Origin of the sequence: Rhizobium sp. 10PS4 (assembly GCF_032464805.1) — a bacterium.
GTDB lineage: Bacteria > Pseudomonadota > Alphaproteobacteria > Rhizobiales > Rhizobiaceae > Rhizobium > Rhizobium laguerreae.
Map to the genome: position 1 here is coordinate 12,809 of NZ_JAWDIW010000018.1, position 17,599 is coordinate 30,407.

Sequence of the window (17,599 nt, forward strand, 5' to 3'; positions counted from 1 at the left end):
CTGCGGGCGGGAGGCCTCTGAACTTATTTCTTCAGCTGGCCGATCGCCTCGATCTCGTTCGTCCATATGCCCGCCGCATAGTTCTCAGGCAGCCGCGCCAGTTGCGAGGGGTCGTCGATGCCGGTGGAAAAATCGCTGCCGCGATAGGGGCCGAGCACGAAAACCTCGGTCCCGGCATCTGCCATCCGGTTGAGAAAACGATCCGGCCAGCCCCAGAGCCACGGCGCGATATTGATCGGCACCAGCATCATCGCATGTTTGCATTCGTCCGGCAGCAGGCCGGTCCAGCCATAGCCGATATAGCCGGTGAGGCAGCCCTTCAGGCTCTTGCGCGAGGCGGTCTTGATATCGGGTGCCATCAGGCGGAGCAAGTCGATTGGCTCGTCGCCACCATAGACGATGATCTCCGCCCGCCGCTCAGTGGAAAGCCCGTTGAGCACGGCGGCGAGCTTTTCGCCCTCGGACGGATCGCGGCTCTTGACGTTGATCAGGAAGCGCCGATCCGGAAAGGTCGACAGCACCTCGGCAAGCGTCGGCATCATGCCGATGCCCCGGCCGCGAAAGGGAAAGGTCTTGCCGCCATCGGCAGTATAGCCATAGCCGATGTCGAGCTTCTTCATGTCAGCCATCGAATGCTCGCGGGTGACGCCATGCCCGTCGGTGCGGCAGTCGAGCGTCCAGTCGTGAAAGACGGCGAATTCGCCGTCGGTCGTCGGATGCACGTCGATCTCGACGATATCGGCGCCGGCCGCAAAACCTGCCTGCATCGACGGAAGTGTGTTTTCCAGATAGTCGTGTTTCGGCGCCAGCATGCGGCTTGCCGTGCAGGTGTCGTTCTTGAGATCGGTTTCGTCGAAGCGCTGGGCGATGCCGCGATGGGCGAGCAGCACCGGCTTTCCCGGCCGATGTTCGGCGAGCAGGCTGGTATTGTTGAGGTAGATGCCGGCGACTGCAACCACGATCGCCGCGGCGCAATAGAGAAGCTTCCTGCCCAAAGTTGATCCCCCTCTGGTTGTATCGACGAGCAAGTGCTAGAAAGCGATTCCGGTTGTTCTTGGGCTGTTTTCTGGCTTTTCTATGCAGCGACAACAATGAGCCTGATCGCTATGGAATTTGACGACGACGAGCTTATCCAGTTCGAAGCGCACGGCGCTGCCCCGTTGCCGCCGGCAGCAGTCGACGGTCATGTCGCGCATGACGGAGCCCGTATCTGGTATGCGAGCTATGGCTCTGGCCCACCCGTCATTCTGCTGCATGGCGGCCTCGGCCACAGCGGCAACTGGGGCTATCAGGTCCCGGCGCTCGTGCGCCGCGGCCGCCGCGTCGTGCTGATCGACAGCCGCGGCCATGGACGAAGCACCCGCGATTCCCGTCCTTATAGCTATGAGCTGATGGCTTCAGATGTGCTCGCCGTCATGGACGAACTGCATCTCGACAAGGCGGCCATCATCGGCTGGAGCGACGGCGCCTGCATCGCTCTGATCCTCGCCATGGCGGCGCCGTCGCGGCTCGAGGGCGTCTTTTTCTTCGGCTGCAACATGGATCCGAGCGGCACGCGGGAATTCGTCGCGACTCCGGTCATCAACCGATGCTTCAGCCGGCACGCCAAGGACTATGCCGCATTGTCCACCACGCCGGATGATTTCAATCCATTGGTCGAGGCGGTCAGCCTGATGATGCGGACGGAGCCCAACTACCAGGCCGCCGACTTAGGCCTGATCCGCGTGCCGGTTGCGATCGTGCTTGCAGAGCACGACGAATTCATCAAGCCAGACCATGCCGAATATCTTGCCCGCAGCATTCCGAACGCTGAGATGATCTATCTCAACGGTGTCAGCCATTTCGCGCCGCTGCAGCGGCCGTCGCAATTTAATGCCGCCGTGGAATCCTTCCTCGATGGAATAGGGCCGTGACGATCGCCGGGGTTGACCGCGGCGCATTCGCCAGTCCCTTCTTCCCGCCCTCTGGCCTCGCGCCCATTTGCCGCTATCTCTCGTTTCATGAGACCTGATGCGCTGCTTTATCCCGCCCCGGAGGGGCTCTATTGCCCGGAAGGCGGCTTTTATGTCGATCCGGTGCGGCCCGTCGAGCAGGCGCTCGTCACCCACGGCCATTCGGACCATGCCCGCCCCGGCCATGTGAACGTGCTTGCCACCCGCCAGACGCTCGACATCATGCGCTTGCGTTACGGCGACGGTTTCTGCGCCAGCGAGCAGGCGGCAGCCTTCGGCGAGGAGCTGCTGGTCAACGGCGTCAAGGTAAGTTTTCACCCGGCCGGCCATGTGCTCGGCTCCGCCCAGATCGCCATCGAGAAGAACGGCACCCGCATCGTCGTCTCCGGCGACTACAAGCGCCGCCCCGACCCGACCTGCGCCGCCTATGTGCCGGTTGCCTGCGATGTCTTCATCACCGAGGCGACCTTCGGCCTGCCGGTCTTCCATCATCCCGATCCGATGGACGAGATTGGCAAGCTTTTGGCATCGCTGCGGCAATTTCCCGAGCGGACCCATCTCGTCGGCGCCTATGCGCTCGGCAAGGCCCAGCGCGTCATCCGGCTGCTTCGCGATGCCGGTTATGCCGAACCGATCTATATCCACGGCGCCATGGAAACTCTCTGCGACTATTACATCGAGCAGGGCATCGATCTCGGCGAGCTGCTGCCGGCGACGATCGAAAGCCGCGACAAATCCGCCTTCAGGGGGGCGGTCGTCATCGGCCCGTCATCGGCCTTCGCCGACCGCTGGGCCCGGCGCTTCAACGAGCCGCTGCCGGCCTTCGCCTCCGGCTGGATGATGGTGCGCCAGCGCGCCAAACAACACGGCGTCGAACTGCCCCTCGTCATCTCCGATCATTGCGACTGGCCGGAACTGACCGAAACAATCCGAGAGCTGCACCCGGCCGAGGTCTGGGTAACGCATGGCCGCGAAGAGGCCCTAGTGCGCTGGTGCCAATTGCAGGGCATCAAGGCGAAGCCGCTGCATCTGGTGGGTTACGAGGATGAGGGGGATTGAGCGTGGAGTTTTTCGCTGAAAACCCCTCCCCAACCCCTCCCCACAAGGGGGAGGGGCTAATCCGTGGCGCCGCCTCGCAAACCAGGCCTGCTGCATGCCCTGCGCTGGAAGATGAATGCGGCAAGGGCCGCGCATTAAGTCCCTCCCCCTTGTGGGGAGGGGTTGGGGAGGGGTTTTTTCCACATGCCATTGGGGAGGGGCCTTCCTCAGAAGTCGGGAGGCACCCATGAAAGCCTTCGCCGACCTCCTCGACCGCCTGGTGCTGACCCCCAGCCGCAACGGCAAGCTGAAGCTTCTCACCGACTATTTCCGCGACACGCCGGACCCTGACCGCGGTTACGGCCTTGCCGCCATCGCCGGCACGCTGGAGGTGCGCAACGTCAAGCCCGCCATGCTGCGCGAGCTGGTGCTGGAGCGTATGGACGAGGTGCTGTTTCGCTATTCCTACGACTATGTCGGCGATCTTGCCGAAACCATTTCGCTCGTCTGGGACAATGAGAGGGATATCGACCGCTCGGCCTTTGCCCAGCCGCGTCTCGGCGAGGTCGTCACCGGCATGAATGCGCTCGGCCGCACCGAAGTGCGCAGCTACGTCCGCGATCTTCTCGACCGGCTGGATTCCTCCGGCCGTTTCGCCTTCATCAAGCTTGCCACCGGCGCCATGCGCATCGGCGTTTCCGCCCGCCTTGCCAAGCAGGCACTCGCCGATCTCGGCGACAAGGACGTCACCGAGATCGAAACCCTCTGGCATGGCCTGCAGCCGCCCTATGAGACGCTGTTCGAATGGCTGGCGGGTGGTGGCGAAAAGCCGGTGCTGGCCACACCGGCGATCTTCCATTCCGTCATGCTCGCCAATGCGGTGGAGGAGGGGGATCTGACCGGTCTCGATCCAGTAAATTATGCCGCCGAATGGAAATGGGACGGCATCCGCGTCCAGCTCTCCCGCTCCGGCGACAGGCGCAAGATCTATTCCCGCTCCGGCGACGACATATCAGGCGCCTTTCCCGATATTCTCGACGCGATCGATTTTTCCGGCGTCGTCGACGGCGAGCTGCTGGTCGGCGGCACCGCCCGCTCCAACAGCCCGACCCGCACCTTCTCCGACCTGCAACAGCGCCTGAACCGCAAGACGGTGACGGCAAAGATGCTTGGCGATTACCCCGCCTTCATCCGCGCCTATGATCTGCTCTTCGACGATGAGGAAGATGTTCGCGGTCTTGCCTATGTCGATCGCCGCGATCGGCTGACCGAGATCATCGACCGCGCCCCGCACGACCGTTTCGATCTCTCGCCGCTCGTGCCGTTCTCGTCGTGGGAAGAGCTCGATACTCTGCGCGCCGCGCCGCCCGATCCGGTCATCGAAGGCGTGATGATCAAGCGCCGCGACAGCATCTACCAGGCCGGCCGCATGAAGGGTCCCTGGTTCAAGTGGAAGCGCAATCCCTACAATGTCGATGCAGTGCTGATGTATGCCCAGCGCGGCCACGGCAAGCGCTCCAGCTACTATTCCGATTTCACTTTTGGCGTTTGGGCCGATGACGAGGACGGCGAACAGCTGGTGCCCGTCGGCAAGGCCTATTTCGGCTTCACCGATGCCGAGCTCGAGGTGCTCGACAAATTCGTGCGTGACAATACCACCGAGCGTTTCGGCCCGGTGCGGGCGGTGCGTGCCGACAAGGATTTCGGCTTCGTCGTCGAAGTGGCCTTCGAAGGCATCAATCGTTCGACCCGGCACAAATCGGGGGTCGCCATGCGCTTCCCCCGCATCGCCCGCCTTCGCCCCGACAAACCCTCCTACGAGGCCGACCGGCTGCGCACGCTGATCGCCATGATCGAGGCCAAGCCGGCGTAAAGTTGCAAGCCCTGCGCAACAATGACGCAGGGCAATATTTTCAACAGCATGTGTATTGGCGGCAACGATCTTCCGGTGCAGATTCTGCATGCCGGGAAAATGATGGGTGCGTTATGAGCTCGCGTGAACGAAATTCCCTTTTCCTCCAGCGCCGTGCAGTTCTGGCGGGTCTTGCCGGTGCACTTATCCTGCCGCGCGTGGCGGCCGCTTTCGATGTCCCGGACGAGCCGCGCCTTGCCAAGCGCGACTATGCCAAGGTCCGCCACCATTTCCGCACCAAGCTGTTGCAGAAGGGCCCGGCGCCCGACAAATACGAACCGCTGAATGCGCCAGCCGATGCCGACAAGATCTTCTACCGCTCAGGCTACGGCGAGCTGGAACTGGCGGCCTGGGTTTCGAAATACAAGCGCGAGCGGGCCGCCAGGCCGGCCGTGCTCTTCCTGCACGGCGGCAATGCCATGGGCATCGGCCATTGGCAGCTGATGAAGCCCTATATGGATGCCGGTTACGTGGTGATGATGCCGTCGTTGCGTGGCGAGAACGGCCAGATGGGCAATTTCTCCGGCTTCTACGACGAGGTCGACGACGTGCTCGCCGCCACCGAGCGCCTGGCGCATCTGCCGGGTGTCGATCCCGAGCGCCTCTTCATCGCCGGCCACAGCATCGGCGGCACGCTGACCATGCTGACGGCGATGAGCACTCACAAATTCCGCGCCGCTGCACCGATTTCAGGCAACCCCGATGCCTTCCGCTTCTTCAACCGCTATCCCCAGGACATCCGTTTCGACGATAGCAACGCGCACGAATTCGAGGTGCGTTCGGCGCTGTGTTACGCCCACAGCTTCAAATGCCCGGTCCGTGTCGTCCACGGCACCGAGGAGCCGCACTTCAACGACCGCGCCGATCTGCTGGCCCGCCGAGCCCGCGGCGCCGGCGTTCACATCGAGACCGAAACCGTCGCCGGCAATCACACCTCGGCACTGCCGGCCGAGATCGAACAGAGCATCCGCTTCTTCCGCGGGGTGGCAACCTGACTTTCGCCGCCGCCTTTCCCACGCCAACGCCAGCCTCGCTCCAGCCGCGGATGCCATCGTTCCGGCAGATATCGCTGTCTGCCGATCGTTGAGAAGGGTGGTTCCATGAATTTTCTGCGCCGGGTCTTCCCGATTGCCGGGCTTGTGATTGCGGTTGCGTCGCTGAGCGGCTGCAACATCCTCATTCCCGATGTCGCCGCCGATTCGCCCGCCCGCTTCGTCCAGGAAACCTCGCCGGTCTTCTATCAGCCGCCCGGCGTCGATCCGCGCCGGGTGCGGCCGATCCCCGATCAGCCGGTGCCGCAGACGCGCGAGCTCTACAAGACCCAGTTTCACCAGACCTATGGCCTGCCGGTCACCAATCCCGTGCATATGGCGATGTATGGCCAGCTGCGGGATGAGGATTTCACCCTGCCGGCGATCCCGGTCAGCCGCGTGCAGCCGCAGTTCCTGCGCCAGGAGGTCGATTATCAGACGACCGAGCGCCCCGGCACGGTGGTCATCGATACCAAGGCGCATTTCCTCTATTTCGTCGCGGGCAACGGCAAGGCGATGCGCTACGGCGTCGGTCTCGGTCGCGATGGTTATGCCTGGTCGGGCCGCGGCGTCATCCAGTGGAAGCAGAAATGGCCGCGCTGGACGCCGTCGGTCGAAATGGTCTCGCGCCAGCCTGAAGTTCGCCCGTTTGGGGTGGAGAATGGCGGCATGAATCCGGGGCTGATGAACCCGCTCGGCGCCCGCGCCATGTATATCTTCAAGGATGGGCAGGATACGCTCTACCGTGTCCACGGCACACCCGACTGGCAGTCGATCGGCAAGGCCACCTCGTCGGGCTGTGTGCGCATGCTGAACCAGGACGTCGTCGATCTCTACGACCGCCTTCCTGCTAAGGCCGAGATCGTTGTGATGTAGTGCTGCAACAGCGCTTCCCATATCGTCTGCTTCTGGCGGGACACGTCTGCGTGAAGCTATGGTTTATTTGGCGCAAGCCGATAGATATTCCTAATATCGTTATCGGCATGGGACGAATCACCGGTTTAACCGGCGTCTTGTCCGGCTTCCCGTATCAAAGGAAATCAGTCTCGCGTCATGAGCTTCGATAGACATCTTTCCCGCCGCAGCTTTCTTTCCTTTTCGGCGTTGACCGCAGCCTCCGCGCTCACCGGCTGCGCCTCCTCAGCCAACACCGTGACATCAGGCGATACGACGATCATTTACCGTTCGCCCATGCGCCTGTTCCAATCGATGGGAACATCGAGCGTGCCGAGCGGGGCCGAACTTGCCGTCATGTATGGCCCCATCGAAGACGGCGGCTTTCTCATTCCAGCCGTCCCCTACGAGCAGATCGATCCGCGCTATTATCGCCAGCGCGTCGTCGATCCCACCGGTCAGCCCCCCGGCACCATTGTCGTCGATACGCCGTCGCGCTTCCTCTATCTCGTCCAGGGCGATGGCATGGCGATGCGTTACGGCGTCGGCATCGGCCGCGAGGGTTTCGCCTGGCAGGGGTCGGGCGTCATCCAGTGGCGTCAGAGATGGCCGCGCTGGAAGCCGCCGAACGAGATGGTCGCCCGCCAGCCCGAACTCGTCAAATATTCGATCGAGAACGGCGGCATGGAGCCGGGTCTGAAGAACCCGCTTGGCGCCCGCGCGCTCTATATCTTCTCGAACGGAGAGGATACGCTCTACCGCCTGCACGGCAATCCCGACTGGCGCTCGATCGGCAAGGCCGTCTCGTCGGGCTGCGTGCGGCTGATGAACCAGGATATCATCGATCTCTACGACCGCGTGCCGACAAAGGCGCCCATCGTCGTCTGGCAATGATCGTCACCGAGGCGGCCGCAATCCGGCCGCCTCGGATCGATCGCTTTTCCCGGGCAAGCTGGTGCTTTCCCCCAGGCAAGTGGTTGCTTTGTCCCAGGCAAGGTGGCGCTTTGCCCCGGAAAAACAGGTGCTTCCCCCTGGGGCAAGTGCTTCATTTTGCCCCCTCGAGAGAATTATTTTCCGAAATACCATTGCTTAATTCGGTAAATATCCTACATGGTGCGTATCGAATTGCTTGCGACCTTTGTCCACGCGCTTGAGCGCTCCGTCAGATATCCTCTCAACATCGATACGGCTTGTCGGACATCTTTCCGCAGGCGAACACAAACGGTTGAAAAGGAGATCGTTATGAATTCAGGCGTCGTCAAGTGGTTCAATGGCACCAAGGGTTTTGGCTTCATTCAGCCCGATGATGGTTCTACGGACGTTTTTGTCCATATCTCAGCGGTTGAACGCGCCGGCATGCGCGAACTCGTTGAAGGTCAGAAGATCCGCTACGATCTCGTCCGCGACAAGAAGTCCGGCAAGAATTCGGCCGACAATCTTCAGGCCGCATGATTTGTCATTCGCCTACGCTGACCACGGATGTACTGGCAGCGGGCTGACCAAACTGGCAGCGGGCTGAGTGACTGGAAGAGGTCGGGTTCGAGCCCGGCCTTTTTGCTTTGCGCAGGCCTTGTGATTGACCGATTGAGCAGCCGAAGAGTTGAAGGGACGCTGAAATGGGCAGACAGAACTATAAAGTCGGCGACATGATCGTGCTGAAATCCGGCCTCACTCGAACGGCGAAAGCCAACAAGCGGTGCCGGATCTCCAGCATCCTGCCCAACGACCACGGGCATGTGCAATATCGCGTCCAGTTCGACGCGGAGAATTTCGAGCGCCGCATCACTGAGGCCGACATCGACACCGGTGAATCTCCGTCGAGGGCTTCCCCCGAGGCGGCGGCCAAGTCCGACGGCGCCGAGCCCTGGCTGAAGTTTTCGAGCATCAAAATCGGGAAGTAGTTCCGGGTTTTTTATTTGGCCCGGGTTTTTATTTTGGACAGTGCGGCCTCGCCGCCGCGACAGGAAGGATATCGTTTTGCAGGTACTCGTCAGAGATAACAATGTCGATCAGGCGCTCCGCGTGCTCAAGAAAAAGATGCAGCGGGAAGGCCTGTTCCGGGAAATGAAGGCGCGCAGCGCATTTGAGAAGCCGTCCGAGAAGCGCGCCCGCGAAAAGGCCGAGGCCATTCGCCGCCAGCGCAAGCTCGCCCGCAAGAAGCTGCAGCGCGAAGGTCTGCTGCCGGCACCGAAGAAGGTTCTCCGCCCCACCCGCTAATCCCGGGCGTGGCCCAACCGTGGCATCACGGCCCAACCGTTGCAATCACGGTTCAGCCGTGAATCATGGTTTCTGCCGTGGAGCCATGGCTTACAGCGCCGCGCGTCTTTTTGAGACGCGCAAGGAGGCTGTAACACTTTGAATTTCAGCATAATTCCTTGAACCGATTCCGATTTGAGGAACGATGCAGTAACGCCGCCATCACCTGGGAAAGGGGCCTATGACCGCCACCAAGGGAGAATTCTTCAATCCCGCCAAGCTTTCGTCTCGCGACAAGGCGGAAGCGACCGATCACACGGCGCGCGCCATTATCGCCGCCGAGGCATCGGCCCGTGACAAGAAGACGGAGAAGCTGAAGGCGCTGCGTTTGCAGCAGGAGGCCGAGGCCGAACCTAAGGCTGCGCCTGCAAAGAAGCGCCGGTCGCCGGCCAAGCCGCGGCCCTGATTCCTCGGCGCGCACGCCGGCTCTACCGGGTGCCCGTTCTACCGGGGGAATGCGTTCAGCCGCCGTCCGTGCCGGCCCGCCCGAGATTGCCCCGCAGCCGATGCAGCATGTCGCGCATCTCGGCCATTTCCTGAAGCGTGCAGCCTGCGGCTTGCCCGATCGCCGTCATGATCGTATCGATCTCTCCTTTCATTGCCTCACCTCTAGGGGTCAGCGACACGATCACCTGCCGTTCGTCGCGCAGGTCGCGGATGCGCTTGATCAGCCCGCTCTGTTCCAGCCGTTTCAACAGCGGCGACAGCGTGCCGGAATCGAGATCCAGCTGCTCACCGATCGTCTTGACCGGCAGTTCGCCGCGTTCCCACAGCACCAGCATCACCAGATATTGCGGATAGGTCAGGCCGACCCTGTCGAGGATCGGCTTGTAGGCGCGGGTGAAAGCATGCGCCGTCGCGTAGACCGCGAAGCACAACTGCTTTTCCAGCCGCTTCTCCTCTTGCGGTATCTCCATCGTCTTCGTCGTTTGCGCTCTCATATCTATTATCCCTGAAGCCTGATTGTCCTCTTTTCGAATCCGAAATGCAATTTGCAAAATTCACTTGCGTACAATTTAATTGTGCGATAATAAAAGTCCAACCCGATCGAAGGGCCAACCAAAGGAGATTGTCATGCCTATTCTCTATACGACCAAAGCCTCTGCCACCGGCGGCCGCGCGGGCCGCGCCGTTTCCGAAAACGGCGTTCTGGACGTGACGCTGACCGTTCCCAAGGAACTCGGTGGTGACGGCGCGACCGGCACCAATCCCGAACAGCTCTTCGCCGCCGGCTACTCCGCCTGCTTCCTCGGTGCATTGAAATTTGTCGCGGGCCAGCAGAAGGTCAAGATTCCCGAGGACACGACGGTCTCCGCCAACGTCGGCATAGGCCCGCGTGAAGATGGCGGCGGCTTCGGCATCGAAGTGGCGCTGACGGTCAACATCCCGGGTCTCGACCATGAAACCGCTGAAAAGCTCGCAGCCGCAGCCCACATCGTCTGCCCCTACAGCCACGCCATGCGCACCTCGACCGAGGTCCCGGTCACCGTCGCCTGATCGATTTTAAAAAACTTGGTAGCCGTATCGGCTGCCACCACCTGCCGGCCGGGCAGCGTACTTTCCGGCCGGCTTCGGCGTTTCTATCGTCATTCATGACAGCGCCTGCAGATCCTGCCGCAGCCGTTCGGCGCTGCCATCCGGCAGCTTGCCGTCTATCATCGCATGTGTGCTTTTCCAGATCGGCAGGGCCTTTGCCAGCACCGCCTTGCCCTCAGGGGTGAGGCTCAGCAGCCGGCCGCGCCTATCCCGCGGATTCTCCGTCACCGTCACCCAGCCCTTGCGCTGCAGCGGCTTCAGCGCCGCCGTCAGCGTCGTCTGATCCATGGCGAGCAGCGCAGCGACCGGCCCCATCGGCGGTGGCTCGGGCCGGTTCAGCGACATCATCAGCGAAAACTGCCCATTGGTCAGCCCGGCCGGCCTCAGCGCATCGTCGAACAGCCGGGCAAGCGCGCGTGCTGCCCGCTGCACATGCAGGCAAAGGCAGGTGTCGCGCACCATCAGCGTCGTGGAAAAAGGAATCTCGATCAAATTTGACATGCTCCATTTCTATTGATATCAATCTATTTAGTCAAGGAGAAGGAGATGAGCCGGCTTCACCGGCAAGCGCCGGAGGAGGGCGCATTCCATGCAGAATGAAGTTGTATCCCGCGAAGAGTGGCTCGAAGCCCGCCGTGCCCTGCTGGCAAAGGAGAAAGAGGCGACGCGGCTGCGCGACAGCGTCAACGCCGCCCGTCTGGCGCTGCCCTGGGTGAAGGTCGACAGGGATTATGTCTTCGAAACGCCGGAGGGCAGGAAGTCGCTCGCCGATCTCTTCGACGGCCGCAGCCAATTGCTGATCTACCATTTCATGCTTGGCCCGGATTGGGATGCCGGCTGCACCGGCTGCTCCTTCCTGTCGGATCATGTCGATGGCGCCCTGCCGCATCTGAACCATCACGACGTCACCTGGGTCGCCGTTTCGCGCGCACCGCTCGATAAGATCGCCGCCTACAAGCAGCGCATGGGCTGGCAATTTCCCTGGGTTTCTTCCTTCGGCAACGATTTCAATTTCGATTATCACGTTTCTTTCAGCCCGGAGGATCTTGCCAAAGACAAGGTCTTTTATAATTTCACGCCTATGCCGCCGGCTGATGCCAATGACGAACTGCCGGGCCTCAGCGCTTTCTACTGCAACGACAAGGGCGAGGTCTTCCATACCTATTCGAGTTATGCCCGCGGGCCGGAAGAACTGATCGGCACCCTGATGATGCTCGACCGCGCGCCGAAGGGCCGCAACGAGGACAGCACGATGAATTTCGTGCGCCGCCACGACGAATATGAGGAAGCCGCCAAGGCGCCATCCTGCTGTCACTGAGCCGGAGCATGATGCCGAAAAGTGTAAGCGGCTTTGCCGGGAAAGCCGCGAAGTGACTTTCACAGGATGCGTAAAAACTAACACCACCATCATTCAAGGGAGAAGAGGATGATGAAGACCGCTGAAGTGCTGAAGGAACATTCCTTCCTGGGAAGACTGGTCGGCGACTGGACCGTCACCACACCCGACATGAGTGGCGGCGAGCCCTGGATCGAGACCGTGCGCTCACTGCACGGCATCTGGTTCGTCGCCGAAGGGACCGGCCGTATGCCGGATGGCAAACAAGCCACCAGCATCCTGACGCTCGGCTACAATGCTTCGAAAGCTAAGTACATCGGCAGCTGGATCGGCAGCATGATGGACTATATGTGGGTCTATGAGGGCGAGGTCGACGCGTCGGGCAATGTGCTCGACCTCTATACGACAGGTCCCGACTTCAACACCGAAGGCCTTACCGATTATCGCGAGCAGATCATCTTCGTGGACGCCGATCATCGCACTTTCGTCTCTAGCACCAAACAGCCGGATGGCTCGTGGAAGCAGTTCATGGAAGCGCATTACGCCCGCAAGATCTGACAATCACGGCGCGCCCCAAACCCCAAAAACGGGGCCCAGGAAAAAGCGGCGTCGAAAAAGGGAGAGTACGATGTCCAAGACGCATGGAAAGTTCATCTGGTGCGAGTTGATGACCCCCGACACATCGGCCGCGGCGAAATTCTACAGCTCTGTCGTCGGCTGGACCACCTCGGAAATGAAGGTGGAGGGCATGCCCACCTACACGATCTTCGAGGCGAACGGCATCGGCGTCGCCGGGCTGATGGAATTTCCGGCCGAACTCGAAGGTAAGGGCATTCCACCGAACTGGACGGGTTATGTCGATGTCGACGACGTCGACCAGTCGGCCAAGGATTTTGCCGCCAATGGCGGTTCGGTCCGCCGTCCGCCGGAAGACATTCCGACCATCGGCCGCTTCGCCGTCGTCGCCGATCCGCATGGCGCGGTGCTCTGCATCATGACGCCGGCGCCGATGGAGAAACCCATGCCGGAACTGGCCTTCGATGCCCCCGGCAATATCGGCTGGCGCGAACTCTATGCCGGCAATGGCAAAGAGGCGCTGGCCTTCTATTCCAAGCTGTTCGGCTGGACGAAGGACAGCGAGATGGATATGGGACCGATGGGCGTCTACTACATCTTCGCCCATAACGGCAGGCAGACCGGCGGCATGATGACCAAGCCGGAAAACATGCCGATGACCTTCTGGTGCTATTATTTCATCGTGCCCACCCTCGACGCCGCGATCGAACGTGTCACCTCAGGCGGCGGCACGGTCGTCAACGGCCCGATGGAAGTCCCCGGCGGCAGCTGGATCATCCAGGCCACCGACCCGCAAGGCGCCTTCTTCTGCCTGGTCGCACCGAAGCGGTAGGGTTTGGGAGCGACGTTGGCGGTGGGTGGTTGGCCCCTCATCCGCCTGCCGGCACCTTCTCCCCGCTTGCGGGGCGAAGGGGATATGCCGCAACCTCTCCGTTCCCCACCCACCTCTCACAGGGCACGTCCCTCTCCCCGCGAGCGGGGTTCCGCAGCACGGGTCGAGACGAGTGGCTCTACCCGGGTAAGTTAGGGTGAGGGGGGGCAGCGGCCCCACGCCACATCCTCGCCATCCATCACCCCGCAACCGAAGCAAAAAACCCTTCCGGACTTTCCACCTCCACCAGCCGCTTCCTCTCGATCAGCCAGAACCGGTTTCCCACCGCCCGCACGAAACTGCGGTCGTGCGAGACCAGCAGGCAGCTCGCCTCATGCGCCATCAACTCGCTCTCCAGCGCCTCCTGCCCGTCGATGTCGAGATGGTTGGTCGGTTCGTCGAGCAGATAGAAGTTCGGCTCCGTCAGCCGCAGCACCAGCATGCCGAGCCTGGCCTTCTGGCCGCCGGAGAGCTGGCCGATCGGTTTTGCCTGCATATCGATCGTCATGCCGGCGCCGGCCAGCAAGCCCCGTGCCCGCTGATCGCCGACATCGAAGCGGCGGATAATCGTGCCGATCGGCGTGTCGGTATCGGCAAGATCGGCAAGCGCCTGGTCGCCATAGCCGAGAACGAGCGAAGGCGTCGCCTTGACGCTGTCCCGCGCCGTCTCCGGTCTTTCGATCGCCTCTTTCAGCATCGACACCAGCCGCGACTTGCCGGCGCCGTTGAGGCCGAGCAGCACGATGCGGTCGCCCTGGCAGATGAATTGCCGGCCGGTCTTGAACAGCAGCGTTCCATCCGGCGTCGTCACCGCCGCATCCTCCAGCGTCACCAGCACCTTGGCATGTGTGCCGCGGTTGGAAAGCCGGATGGCGCCGGCCGAGCGCTCCAGATGCGCCGGTTTTGCCGCATCCTCCAGCTTCTCCGCCCGCTGCTTGAGCTGCTTCGTCTTGACGACGAGCAGATCGCTGCCGGAATTGATACCGATATTGTTGAGCTTCGCCGCCTGCTTGCGCAGTTGCTCCGCCACCTTCATGTCGCGCTCGTAGCGCCGCGCCTCCGAGGCGTCGGCCTCGTCGAGGGCAGCGCGCGCCCGGCTATAGGGCAGGGCGAAGACCGGCGATTGCTCCGGCCGCAGGAACAGCGTCCGGTTGGTCGTCGCATCGAGGAAGGCGCGGTCGTGGCTGGACAGGATAACCGGCACGTCGCGCGGCAGCGCATTCAGCCAGCTCTCCAGCTGCGAGATCTTTTCGAGGTCGAGATGGTTGGTCGGCTCGTCGAGCAGAAGCACGTCGGGCTCGCCAACCCAGGTGCGGGCAAGCATGGCAAGCCGCTGCCATCCGCCGCTCAACTGCTTCAATGGCCGGCCGCGCATGACCTCCAGCACTTCGAGCGATTCCAGCACCACGTCGACACGCCAGCTTTCGCTTTCGGCCTGATCGGCCGGCAACGCCTGCAGCACCGCATCGTAGAATGGCGTGTCGAAAAGGGCAGGTGGCACATTCTGCGCGACATGGCCGACGGTCAGCCCGCGCGCTTTGGTGATCTCGCCCTCGCTCGGCTCCAGCGCGCCGGTGATGCAGGCAAGCAGCGTCGATTTCCCCCGCCCGTTGGCGGCGACGAGGCCGATGCGGTCGCCGGCATTGACGACGAGATTGAGCTTGGAAAACAAAGGATTGCCCAGCGTCACGCCGAGATTGCGGATATTGATGAGTGTCATGATCGTTCTCTGGTCTTGACCGGGTATCAAGCGCGGTCCGGGGCGTTCAGCCATCACGGAATTTCGCGGTTCGGGCCCGGGAAATGAGAGGAATGCGCGCTGTCATCTACGGCGCCGCATTGGCCACGAAGGGCAGACCAGGAAGAGATGTCGAGAAACGGTCTCTGGTCAGCCCTGCAAACGCATTTGCAGGGCGTTGACGGGACCACGCTGGCGATGATGTCGAAAATAATATTGCATTGCGTGATCCTCCTTTCTCAAAAGGTTGCGGGATTCCAATAACATTGCCCGCGAAAAGAGGCAAGAGAGGCGCAGGCACGCCGATTTCCGGTCACCGCGTCGGCGGCGAGCTTGGCCGGAACGCGTCCTCTAAACTCCGCTATCGCCTATATGCCGTTGTTGGTGGCTGAGTGAGGATGGTGCTCTGGTGCTCGGCGCTCACGAGAGCCTCGCCCTGAGGTGCCCTGTAAGGGAGCCTCGAAGGGCGGGGCGGGTGCGCTGGCGGTTAATGGATGCAAGGAGCAGCGCCGAGCGCGTCCTTCGAGGCTTCGGCCTTCGGCCTGCGCGCCTCAGGATGAGGGACGTTGGAGGATGCCGCGCTCTCGAAAACAACGGGGCGAGGGGACTTGCCATGCGAGAGGCGGGTGGGGGACGGAGAGGTGGGGCAGACGGATGGGCACGTTGCCCAATCCCAAAATCACCCGGCCGGATCGGCTGGCGACAGCTCCAGCCGCCGCGTGATCCCGATACTCCTGAGGAATGTCTCGTCGTGGCTGACCACCAGCAGCGCGCCGTCATAGGCGCGCAGTCCTGCCTCGACCGCGGCGATCGAGTCGATGTCGAGATGATTGGTCGGCTCGTCGAGGATCAACAGCGGCGGCGGTGCCGAGCCGAGGACGCAGGCAAGGCCCGCCCGCAGCAATTGCCCGCCGCTCAGCGTCGATACCGTCTGTAGCGCCGCATCGGCCCTGAACATGAAGCGGGCAAGGGCGGCCCGGCAGGTATTTTCATCGGCCTGCGGATTGATCCGGCGAAAATTGTCGCGGATCGAGGCTGACGGATCGAGCAGGCTCACCTTCTGATCGAGCATCGAGAAAGCGGTCATGACGCTGACCGTGCCGGCCCAGGGTTTCAGCGCGCCGGTAACGAGCGCTAGCAAGGTCGTCTTGCCCGAGCCGTTGCGGCCGGTGACGGCGATACGCTCGGGTCCCGTCACATCGAAGGAGAGATCTCGGATAACGGGATCATCAGGCCGGTAGCCCGATGTCACGCCATCCATCTTCAGCACGATCTTGCTGGCAGGCAGCCCGGTCGGGGGCAGGGCGACCGACAAGGGCTGGAGGATCTCGATCTTCTCGCGCGCTGCTGTTGCTTCTTCCAGCGCCCGGGCGCGCCGGCGGTCGGCGAGCCGGGCATTGTCGCCACCCGTCGTTTCGCTCCGTTCCTTCATGCCGCCGAGCATGATGCGCGGGATGCCGCCCTTGGCGGCGATCTTCCGCCCAGTGCTGTCCCTGTGCGCCTGACGCTCCACCGTCGCCTGCGCCTTCCTCGCCACCTCGGCCATGCGTTTTTCTGCTTCCGTGAGATCATGCTGTGCCGTCGCGAGCTCGAGCGCCTTGCGCTCACGGAAATGGCTCCAGTTGCCGCCGTAGCGCGTGGCACCGAGCGACGTCAGCTCGACGATCGCATCGACGCTTTCGAGCAGTTCCCGGTCATGGCTGACGATGATGGCGCCGGCCCGCCAGCCTGAGATCAACGCGATCACCGCCTCGCGGCTTTCGCGATCGAGATTGTTTGTGGGTTCGTCGAGCAACAGGAAACCCGGTTCGGTGAAAACAAGCGCGGCAAGCCCGGCACGGGTGCGCTGCCCGCCGGAGAGCACGGCAAGCGGCGTCTCTGGCGGTGCGGCGAGCCCGGTGCGATTGAGCGCTGCGGCGACGCGCGCCTCCAGCATCCAGTCCGCCGATGCGAGCTCGTCGGCCGTTGCTTCGCCGGCTTCGGCGCGGCGAAGAATAGCGAGCGCATCGGTCACGCCGAAGAGATCGGCGACCGTTTCCTCGGGCGCCACCTGAATGCTCTGCCGCAGCGCACCGAGGCTGCCGGTGACGGAAACGGTGCCCGAATGCGGCTGGATCTCACCGGAGACGAGTTTGAGCAGCGTCGTCTTGCCGACGCCATTGCGCCCGACAAGACCGGTACGCTCGGCCCCGATACTCAGGTCGAGATTGGAAAAAAGCGGCCGCCCGTCAGGAGCGGACCATGAAATTTGGGAGAGAGTGATGGATGCAGGCATGAATATGGATTTCCCCGTTGGCAAGGCGAACTGGCGTTGCGATCGGATTGAAATCCATTGCGGCACACATCCTGTTGAAATGGTCGATGGCTGGTAATTTAGGGAATAAAGGCATCAGGTTCAAGGCGAGGCAGCCAATCGCGCGGCAGACAGCGATCTTGCCGCCCTTCTTCTGCTTGCAGTC

The 17,599-nt window shown here is 62.2% G+C and carries 19 protein-coding genes; 14 read left to right on the plus strand and 5 right to left on the minus strand.

Annotated features, from left to right (window positions below; genetic code table 11):
- Window positions 1–23: 23 nt before the first annotated feature.
- Window positions 24–995, minus strand: coding sequence for a glycerophosphodiester phosphodiesterase family protein (locus RWJ89_RS29090; protein WP_131666789.1), 972 nt, complete (start codon window positions 993–995; stop codon window positions 24–26).
- A gap of 111 nt (window positions 996–1,106) precedes the next feature.
- Between RWJ89_RS29090 and RWJ89_RS29095 the strand changes: the two genes are divergently transcribed.
- From RWJ89_RS29095 to RWJ89_RS29140, 10 genes are all read left to right on the plus strand, one after another.
- The gene (locus RWJ89_RS29095; RefSeq protein ID WP_131666803.1) at window positions 1,107–1,913 is read left to right on the plus strand and encodes an alpha/beta fold hydrolase; all 807 of its coding nucleotides are present in this window, start codon (window positions 1,107–1,109) and stop codon (window positions 1,911–1,913) included.
- 87 nt (window positions 1,914–2,000) lie between these two features.
- Entirely contained in the window at window positions 2,001–3,011 is a 1,011-nt protein-coding gene (locus tag RWJ89_RS29100; RefSeq protein ID WP_316031853.1) for a ligase-associated DNA damage response exonuclease, read from the plus strand.
- A 226-nt stretch (window positions 3,012–3,237) separates the two neighbouring features.
- Window positions 3,238–4,863 (plus strand): cisplatin damage response ATP-dependent DNA ligase, encoded by a 1,626-nt coding sequence (locus RWJ89_RS29105; protein WP_221947513.1) that lies wholly within the window; start codon window positions 3,238–3,240, stop codon window positions 4,861–4,863.
- A 113-nt stretch (window positions 4,864–4,976) separates the two neighbouring features.
- Window positions 4,977–5,897 (plus strand): alpha/beta hydrolase family protein, encoded by a 921-nt coding sequence (locus tag RWJ89_RS29110; RefSeq protein WP_222010751.1) that lies wholly within the window; start codon window positions 4,977–4,979, stop codon window positions 5,895–5,897.
- Between the two features lie 105 nt (window positions 5,898–6,002).
- The gene (locus tag RWJ89_RS29115) at window positions 6,003–6,809 is read left to right on the plus strand and encodes a L,D-transpeptidase (protein ID WP_131666794.1); all 807 of its coding nucleotides are present in this window, start codon (window positions 6,003–6,005) and stop codon (window positions 6,807–6,809) included.
- A gap of 177 nt (window positions 6,810–6,986) precedes the next feature.
- Entirely contained in the window at window positions 6,987–7,721 is a 735-nt protein-coding gene (locus tag RWJ89_RS29120; RefSeq protein WP_020049095.1) for a L,D-transpeptidase family protein, read from the plus strand.
- A gap of 348 nt (window positions 7,722–8,069) precedes the next feature.
- Window positions 8,070–8,279 (plus strand): cold-shock protein, encoded by a 210-nt coding sequence (locus RWJ89_RS29125; protein WP_003546468.1) that lies wholly within the window; start codon window positions 8,070–8,072, stop codon window positions 8,277–8,279.
- A 164-nt stretch (window positions 8,280–8,443) separates the two neighbouring features.
- On the plus strand, window positions 8,444–8,728 hold the full coding sequence (locus RWJ89_RS29130; RefSeq protein WP_131666795.1) for a cold-shock protein: 285 nt from the start codon (window positions 8,444–8,446) through the stop codon (window positions 8,726–8,728).
- Window positions 8,729–8,804: 76 nt separating this feature from the next.
- Window positions 8,805–9,044: a 30S ribosomal protein S21 gene (gene rpsU / locus RWJ89_RS29135; RefSeq protein WP_003546477.1), complete on the plus strand. Its 240-nt coding sequence runs from the start codon at window positions 8,805–8,807 to the stop codon at window positions 9,042–9,044.
- 220 nt (window positions 9,045–9,264) lie between these two features.
- Window positions 9,265–9,489 carry a hypothetical protein gene (locus RWJ89_RS29140; RefSeq protein ID WP_003546479.1) on the plus strand — a complete coding sequence of 75 codons (225 nt, stop codon included), beginning with the start codon at window positions 9,265–9,267 and terminating at the stop codon, window positions 9,487–9,489.
- A gap of 55 nt (window positions 9,490–9,544) precedes the next feature.
- Here RWJ89_RS29140 and RWJ89_RS29145 read toward each other — a convergent pair whose 3' ends face one another.
- Window positions 9,545–10,033 carry a MarR family winged helix-turn-helix transcriptional regulator gene (locus RWJ89_RS29145; RefSeq protein WP_168255382.1) on the minus strand — a complete coding sequence of 163 codons (489 nt, stop codon included), beginning with the start codon at window positions 10,031–10,033 and terminating at the stop codon, window positions 9,545–9,547.
- 124 nt (window positions 10,034–10,157) lie between these two features.
- On the opposite strand from RWJ89_RS29145, the gene RWJ89_RS29150 reads away from it, so the two are divergent.
- Window positions 10,158–10,580: an organic hydroperoxide resistance protein gene (locus RWJ89_RS29150; protein WP_131666796.1), complete on the plus strand. Its 423-nt coding sequence runs from the start codon at window positions 10,158–10,160 to the stop codon at window positions 10,578–10,580.
- A gap of 93 nt (window positions 10,581–10,673) precedes the next feature.
- Here RWJ89_RS29150 and RWJ89_RS29155 read toward each other — a convergent pair whose 3' ends face one another.
- Window positions 10,674–11,120, minus strand: a complete 447-nt coding sequence (locus RWJ89_RS29155; protein WP_131666797.1) for a MarR family winged helix-turn-helix transcriptional regulator — start codon at window positions 11,118–11,120, stop codon at window positions 10,674–10,676.
- Window positions 11,121–11,208: 88 nt separating this feature from the next.
- Here RWJ89_RS29155 and RWJ89_RS29160 point away from each other — a divergent pair, with 88 nt between their 5' ends.
- From RWJ89_RS29160 to RWJ89_RS29170, 3 genes are all read left to right on the plus strand, one after another.
- The gene (locus tag RWJ89_RS29160) at window positions 11,209–11,937 is read left to right on the plus strand and encodes a DUF899 domain-containing protein (RefSeq protein WP_131666798.1); all 729 of its coding nucleotides are present in this window, start codon (window positions 11,209–11,211) and stop codon (window positions 11,935–11,937) included.
- Window positions 11,938–12,045: 108 nt separating this feature from the next.
- Window positions 12,046–12,513, plus strand: coding sequence for a DUF1579 domain-containing protein (locus RWJ89_RS29165; RefSeq protein ID WP_131666799.1), 468 nt, complete (start codon window positions 12,046–12,048; stop codon window positions 12,511–12,513).
- A gap of 70 nt (window positions 12,514–12,583) precedes the next feature.
- Entirely contained in the window at window positions 12,584–13,363 is a 780-nt protein-coding gene (locus tag RWJ89_RS29170) for a VOC family protein (RefSeq protein WP_077975940.1), read from the plus strand.
- A 238-nt stretch (window positions 13,364–13,601) separates the two neighbouring features.
- Here RWJ89_RS29170 and RWJ89_RS29175 read toward each other — a convergent pair whose 3' ends face one another.
- Both RWJ89_RS29175 and RWJ89_RS29180 read right to left on the minus strand, forming a co-directional pair.
- Window positions 13,602–15,122 carry an ABC-F family ATP-binding cassette domain-containing protein gene (locus RWJ89_RS29175; RefSeq protein ID WP_132610415.1) on the minus strand — a complete coding sequence of 507 codons (1,521 nt, stop codon included), beginning with the start codon at window positions 15,120–15,122 and terminating at the stop codon, window positions 13,602–13,604.
- A 697-nt stretch (window positions 15,123–15,819) separates the two neighbouring features.
- Window positions 15,820–17,415 carry an ABC-F family ATP-binding cassette domain-containing protein gene (locus RWJ89_RS29180; RefSeq protein WP_316031854.1) on the minus strand — a complete coding sequence of 532 codons (1,596 nt, stop codon included), beginning with the start codon at window positions 17,413–17,415 and terminating at the stop codon, window positions 15,820–15,822.
- Window positions 17,416–17,599 lie beyond the last annotated feature (184 nt).

What these genes read in the sequence shown, in the direction of transcription:
- RWJ89_RS29095 (WP_131666803.1), top strand. Translation starts at nt 1,107, where the DNA reads ATGGAATTTGACGACGACGAGCTTATCCAGTTCGAAGCGCACGGCGCT.
- RWJ89_RS29100 (WP_316031853.1), top strand. Translation starts at nt 2,001, where the DNA reads ATGAGACCTGATGCGCTGCTTTATCCCGCCCCGGAGGGGCTCTATTGC.
- RWJ89_RS29105 (WP_221947513.1), top strand. Translation starts at nt 3,238, where the DNA reads ATGAAAGCCTTCGCCGACCTCCTCGACCGCCTGGTGCTGACCCCCAGC.
- RWJ89_RS29110 (WP_222010751.1), top strand. Translation starts at nt 4,977, where the DNA reads ATGAGCTCGCGTGAACGAAATTCCCTTTTCCTCCAGCGCCGTGCAGTT.
- RWJ89_RS29115 (WP_131666794.1), top strand. Translation starts at nt 6,003, where the DNA reads ATGAATTTTCTGCGCCGGGTCTTCCCGATTGCCGGGCTTGTGATTGCG.
- RWJ89_RS29120 (WP_020049095.1), top strand. Translation starts at nt 6,987, where the DNA reads ATGAGCTTCGATAGACATCTTTCCCGCCGCAGCTTTCTTTCCTTTTCG.
- RWJ89_RS29125 (WP_003546468.1), top strand. Translation starts at nt 8,070, where the DNA reads ATGAATTCAGGCGTCGTCAAGTGGTTCAATGGCACCAAGGGTTTTGGC.
- RWJ89_RS29130 (WP_131666795.1), top strand. Translation starts at nt 8,444, where the DNA reads ATGGGCAGACAGAACTATAAAGTCGGCGACATGATCGTGCTGAAATCC.
- RWJ89_RS29140 (WP_003546479.1), top strand. Translation starts at nt 9,265, where the DNA reads ATGACCGCCACCAAGGGAGAATTCTTCAATCCCGCCAAGCTTTCGTCT.
- RWJ89_RS29150 (WP_131666796.1), top strand. Translation starts at nt 10,158, where the DNA reads ATGCCTATTCTCTATACGACCAAAGCCTCTGCCACCGGCGGCCGCGCG.
- RWJ89_RS29155 (WP_131666797.1), bottom strand. Translation starts at nt 11,120, where the DNA reads ATGTCAAATTTGATCGAGATTCCTTTTTCCACGACGCTGATGGTGCGC.
- RWJ89_RS29160 (WP_131666798.1), top strand. Translation starts at nt 11,209, where the DNA reads ATGCAGAATGAAGTTGTATCCCGCGAAGAGTGGCTCGAAGCCCGCCGT.
- RWJ89_RS29165 (WP_131666799.1), top strand. Translation starts at nt 12,046, where the DNA reads ATGATGAAGACCGCTGAAGTGCTGAAGGAACATTCCTTCCTGGGAAGA.
- RWJ89_RS29170 (WP_077975940.1), top strand. Translation starts at nt 12,584, where the DNA reads ATGTCCAAGACGCATGGAAAGTTCATCTGGTGCGAGTTGATGACCCCC.
- RWJ89_RS29175 (WP_132610415.1), bottom strand. Translation starts at nt 15,122, where the DNA reads ATGACACTCATCAATATCCGCAATCTCGGCGTGACGCTGGGCAATCCT.
- RWJ89_RS29180 (WP_316031854.1), bottom strand. Translation starts at nt 17,415, where the DNA reads ATGCCTGCATCCATCACTCTCTCCCAAATTTCATGGTCCGCTCCTGAC.